Source organism: Thermostichus sp. MS-CIW-23, from assembly GCF_054059455.1.
The window spans coordinates 1-4,286 of record NZ_JBSSCC010000075.1 but is presented as its reverse complement, the minus strand read 5'-3'; the positions used below and the strand labels follow the sequence as shown (position 1 = coordinate 4,286).

General features: G+C 57.2%; 6 protein-coding genes. All 6 read left to right on the top strand.

Annotated elements, in window-relative coordinates:
- A partial coding sequence (locus ACVW0B_RS14225; RefSeq protein WP_457491985.1) for a zinc ribbon domain-containing protein occupies positions 1–243 on the top strand: 243 nt, incomplete at its 5' end.
- Between the two features lie 382 nt (positions 244–625).
- Positions 626–931, top strand: coding sequence for a hypothetical protein (locus ACVW0B_RS14220; protein ID WP_011434047.1), 306 nt, complete (start codon positions 626–628; stop codon positions 929–931).
- Positions 932–958: 27 nt separating this feature from the next.
- Entirely contained in the window at positions 959–2,137 is a 1,179-nt protein-coding gene (locus ACVW0B_RS14215; RefSeq protein WP_457491984.1) for a tetratricopeptide repeat protein, read from the top strand.
- A gap of 371 nt (positions 2,138–2,508) precedes the next feature.
- Entirely contained in the window at positions 2,509–2,700 is a 192-nt protein-coding gene (locus ACVW0B_RS14210; protein WP_457491983.1) for a hypothetical protein, read from the top strand.
- The gene (locus ACVW0B_RS14205; protein ID WP_041436760.1) at positions 2,690–3,457 is read left to right on the top strand and encodes an RNA polymerase sigma factor SigF; all 768 of its coding nucleotides are present in this window, start codon (positions 2,690–2,692) and stop codon (positions 3,455–3,457) included. The genes ACVW0B_RS14210 and ACVW0B_RS14205 overlap by 11 nt, the downstream gene beginning before the upstream one ends.
- 367 nt (positions 3,458–3,824) lie before the next feature.
- A complete protein-coding gene (locus ACVW0B_RS14200) occupies positions 3,825–4,211 on the top strand; it encodes an SAM-dependent methyltransferase (protein ID WP_457491982.1) in 387 nt (128 codons plus the stop codon).
- Positions 4,212–4,286 lie beyond the last annotated feature (75 nt).

Genomic DNA, 4,286 nt, shown 5'->3' with positions numbered 1-4,286 from the left:
AGAGCTGGGCTGAGGGCGATTGCAGTGAATCCCAACGGCAGCAGTCAAAACTGCTCTCGGTGTGGTCAAAGAGTACCGAAAGCGATTCAAGACAGATGGCATTCTTGCTCCCATTGTGGGCTAGAACTAGGGCGCGACCACCATGCGGCCATCAACATCAAGTACAGGGCGGTGGGGCATCCCGTTCTTTTCGCGTCAGCGGGACGTAGTCCTCAAGCGCAGGAAATGTCCTTTTCGCGCTAGCGGCGCGGAGCGCTTTGCGTCAGCATGAGTGCGGGAGTATGTCACGACGGAAGGTGAGGCAGATGGGGGGCTGGCTCAGGCAAAACTGGCTGTGGCAACTGGGGAGCATGCCTCTAACCCCCAAAACCCTGAACTTTGCTGAATTTACTGAGCTTTAGGCGGTTTGGCAAAAGTCATTGAGAGGGATATAGTAGACCAAGTTTCCCCCTGATCCTTGAGTCCACCGCAACGGTTGCCGGGAAGTGAAGGGGGAAAGCGCTCGGGGGGTATTCCTCAGGGCTTTGCGGGATACCGCCTTCCTGCTCAGAGATAGGCAGGATGCGATCGCTTCTTTCCTGAACCATGTTCAGGAGAGTTCAGGGTGAATGTATCAGCGACAACCATGTCCAAACCGGTGGTGCGGCGGGGCTGGCCTCTGGAGGCCTTTGTCGGGGATGTAATCGTCTGTACCCTAGAGGGATCCCATCTGGATCAGGTGACGGAAATCCGAGTCAGCCCGGCGGGTAAAGGGATCCGAGTCAGCTTTGGGGATCCCTTGGGACGCTCTAAGGAACCGGTGCAGGCCAACGCCGAGGCGCTGACGGTTACCTTTGAGATCGATCCCAGCACCTACCCTGGCGAAAAGCGCATTGAGCTGATCTCGCCGGCAGGGCCCAGCGATCCCCTGCCGTTTTTGGTGATGATGTAGAGGCGCGCAGAAAAGAGGAAGTGGGTCATGCCGTTTGTGATTGCCCCGACCGACGTGGGCGTGCTGGTGCTGGGGGCGAGCCTGTTGCTTTTGGCCGGGGGTTGGGCCTGGTGGCTGCGGCGGCAGAAGCGTGCTGCTTCCCCAGAATCGACAACCGTTTCGCCCGTCCCGGCGGTTGACCCATCTGCCCTTTCGGCGGAACAGGCGGCTCAACTACAGCCCTTCGAGCAGGCGGTGGGAGATCAGCCGCAGGATCCCATTGCCTGGTACAACCGCGCCACCACCCTCGACCACCTGGGGCAAGCCCAAGCTGCCCTGGCCAGCTACGACCGCGCCCTGGAGCTGAAGCCGGACTTCCCCGAAGCCTGGAACAACCGTGGTTCTCTGCTGGACGATCTCGGTCGCCATCAGGAAGCTCTGGCCAGCTATGAGCGGGCTCTGCAACTGAAGCCGGATTTTTTTGAGGCCCGCTTTAACCAGGCCAACACGCTGCGGCAATTGGGCCGCTACGAAGAAGCCCTACGCGCCTACGAGCGCGCTCTTGCTCTCAGCCCCGATAGCCCGGAAACGTGGTACCTGCACGGGCTAACCTTAGCCTCTCTGGGGCGGTGGCAGGGATCCTTGATCAGCTACGACAAAGCCCTCGCCATCAACCCCGTCGATGCTCAAGTTTGGCAGAGTCGGGGGCTGGCTCTGTTTCACCTAGAGCGCTACGCCGATGCTCTGGCCAGCTACGAACGAGCCCTGCAACTGGGATCCGAATCCGTCTCTCTCTGGGCCGGCCACGCCCTTGCCCACCACCGCCTCGGCAACCCGATGGAGGCCCTCAACAGCTACGACCGTGCCCTGGCGCAAGATCCCAAACGCCCTCAGATCTGGGTGCAGCGCGGCCTGGTTCTGATGGACTTGAACCTCTACGAGCTGGCCATCCAGAGTTTTGATCGGGCCCTGCAGATGGATCCCGACAATGCCGAGGCTCACTACGCCAAAGCCTGCTGCTGCGCCTGGGAAGGCCAAGTGCCTCAGGCCCTACAAGCTTTGGAGCAAGCCCTACGCCTGGAGCCGGAACGCTACCGCCCCTTGCTCTCCTCTGAGCCCTATTTCGACCTCATTCGCGAGGAGCCGAGTTTTGCATCCTTTTTGGCAGCCCTTGCCGGCACGGATCCCCCCAAGAACCCCCCGCCGCTGTCACGAACAGCCTCTTGACGTTCTCACCTCCCAGAAGGAGAGGAGAGGCTGGAATGCACAGGCTGTTTCACCGCCAACCTGACCCAATCACCAATAACCACGAGAGCACGCCAACAACAGAAATCCGGCAATTTCGTTGGGTCTTACGGGAAAATTGCGCTCTTTTGCCGATGAAACCCGCCGATTTTCCGTGGAGATGCTGTTGCTTGGGTCAAGAAACCTGGTCAAACTAAGAACGTTCCAGCTCTTGGCAAATCTCAACAGTGTCCGGTTGTGCTTCTAACGCCATCCCTGTAGCCCTGTAGCACCTGCTTGCGCAGGGTCTGGCTGGGCAAAAGCGTCTCTTGACTGGATGGGTGTTGGTTATGGGTGGGATCCTCAACCTTTGAATGGTTTTCGAGTTCCTTGAGTGCTTGTTCTACAGTTATTTTCGGCAAATCGGTAAAGTGGTTGTCTATGATAACGGCCCCTCGCCTGACCTCTCCCAAGAACTCCGTCTCCCTGAGGCGACCGGCGGCCTCCACTCCATTGCCTTTGGCCAAGATCGGATTCCCAGCCGCATGTGGATCTATGGCATCTAGTGAGGATGTTAAAGCCCGAACTGCCGAACTGTTGCGGCTGTACCACCAGAATCGCGATCCAGCCCTGCGCAACCGGCTGGTGGAAATGAACTTGGGCTTGGTGCGCAAAGAGGCCCACCACTGGCGCAACCAATGCAATGAGGGGTACGACGACCTGGTGCAAGTTGGCTGTTTGGGTTTGATTCAAGCTATCGAACGCTTTGACATCAGCCGAGGCCTGGCTTTTAGCTCCTTTGCCCTGCCCTACATTCGCGGAGAAATTCAACACTACCTGCGGGACAAAAGCCCCACCATGCGGATCCCACGCCGCTGGACGACCCTGCAAAGACAAGCCAAGAAGGTGATTGCCCGTCTGCGGCAAGAGTTGGGCCGTTCTCCCTCTGAGGCCGAGGTGAGGGAAGCCCTGCAACTGACGGAGCAGGAATGGCGAGAGCTGGAACTGGCCCAACAAAACAGCCTTTTGCTCAGCCTGGATGCTCCGATTCAAACTGAGGAAGACAGTGTTGCTCTGGGGGAGGTCGTTCCGGATCAGCGCTACCGCAGTTTTCAACTGGCTGAAGAAGATCGTATTCGCCTACAACATGCCTTGGCTCAGCTGGAGGAACGTACCCGCAAGATTTTGGAATTTGTCTTCTTCTATGACCTCACGCAAAAAGAAACGGCAGAGCGGCTAGGGATCAGTGCCGTTACCGTTTCCCGCCAAGTCAAAAAGGGGCTGGAACGCCTGGCTAAGTTGTTGAATCAAGATATTTTTTGAGATACAGCCCGTTACAAATTAAGGGATATAAAAGAGTATAAAAATCGTGTTTCCGAGGCTTGACCCCAGTGAGGTTTAGAACAAGCAGGTTCATAGTCATTCCAGACTCGATTGAGATACTCCCGCCGCTGCCCAGACGCTCCGCGCCGCTTCCCCCAGCCCCTCCAGAGGGAGAGGGGAGTTAGAGAGCAATGGAACGGAGATGTTTCATTCCTGTTGAAAATGACCATACAGGTGTATCCCATAACCCCTTAGTAGACTGTACTTGAGCCGACGCAATTGGCGGTGACTTTCCACCCAGTAGAACGGCAGGGGCTCTGTACTGCGACAGGTTGATAGACTGATGGGAAATTGATGAGAATATTTGATGAACAGAGAAAACCGCTCTTCTCGGAATCAACCCTTGGTGCCCCGCGGTTTCAAACCTAAGCTGGGTCAGAACTCGGTGGGCAGGGATCCCTTCTTCCAACGCCAGCCCAACCCGCAAAGTCCAGAGGGAATCAGCTTGGCCCCCTATGTGCGCACCTTGCCCTTGGTTGTCGATGCCATGCTGGATTTGGCCCAGGTGGGGAGCGAGGATACTCTCTACGACTTGGGCTGTGGGGATGGCCGCATTCTCATCCGGGCGGCGCAGCGCTTTGGCACACAGGGCATGGGAGTGGATATCGACCCGGAGCGCATCCTGGAAGCCCAACAGCGGGCCCGAGAAGCCCAAGTTCAGGATCGAGTTACTTTTCTGATACATTTACGCTGAACACTGCTGAACATCACTGTTCAACTATGCAGCGATAGCATTCTGTTTGTTTCCAAACAGAATGGCGGTATCCCG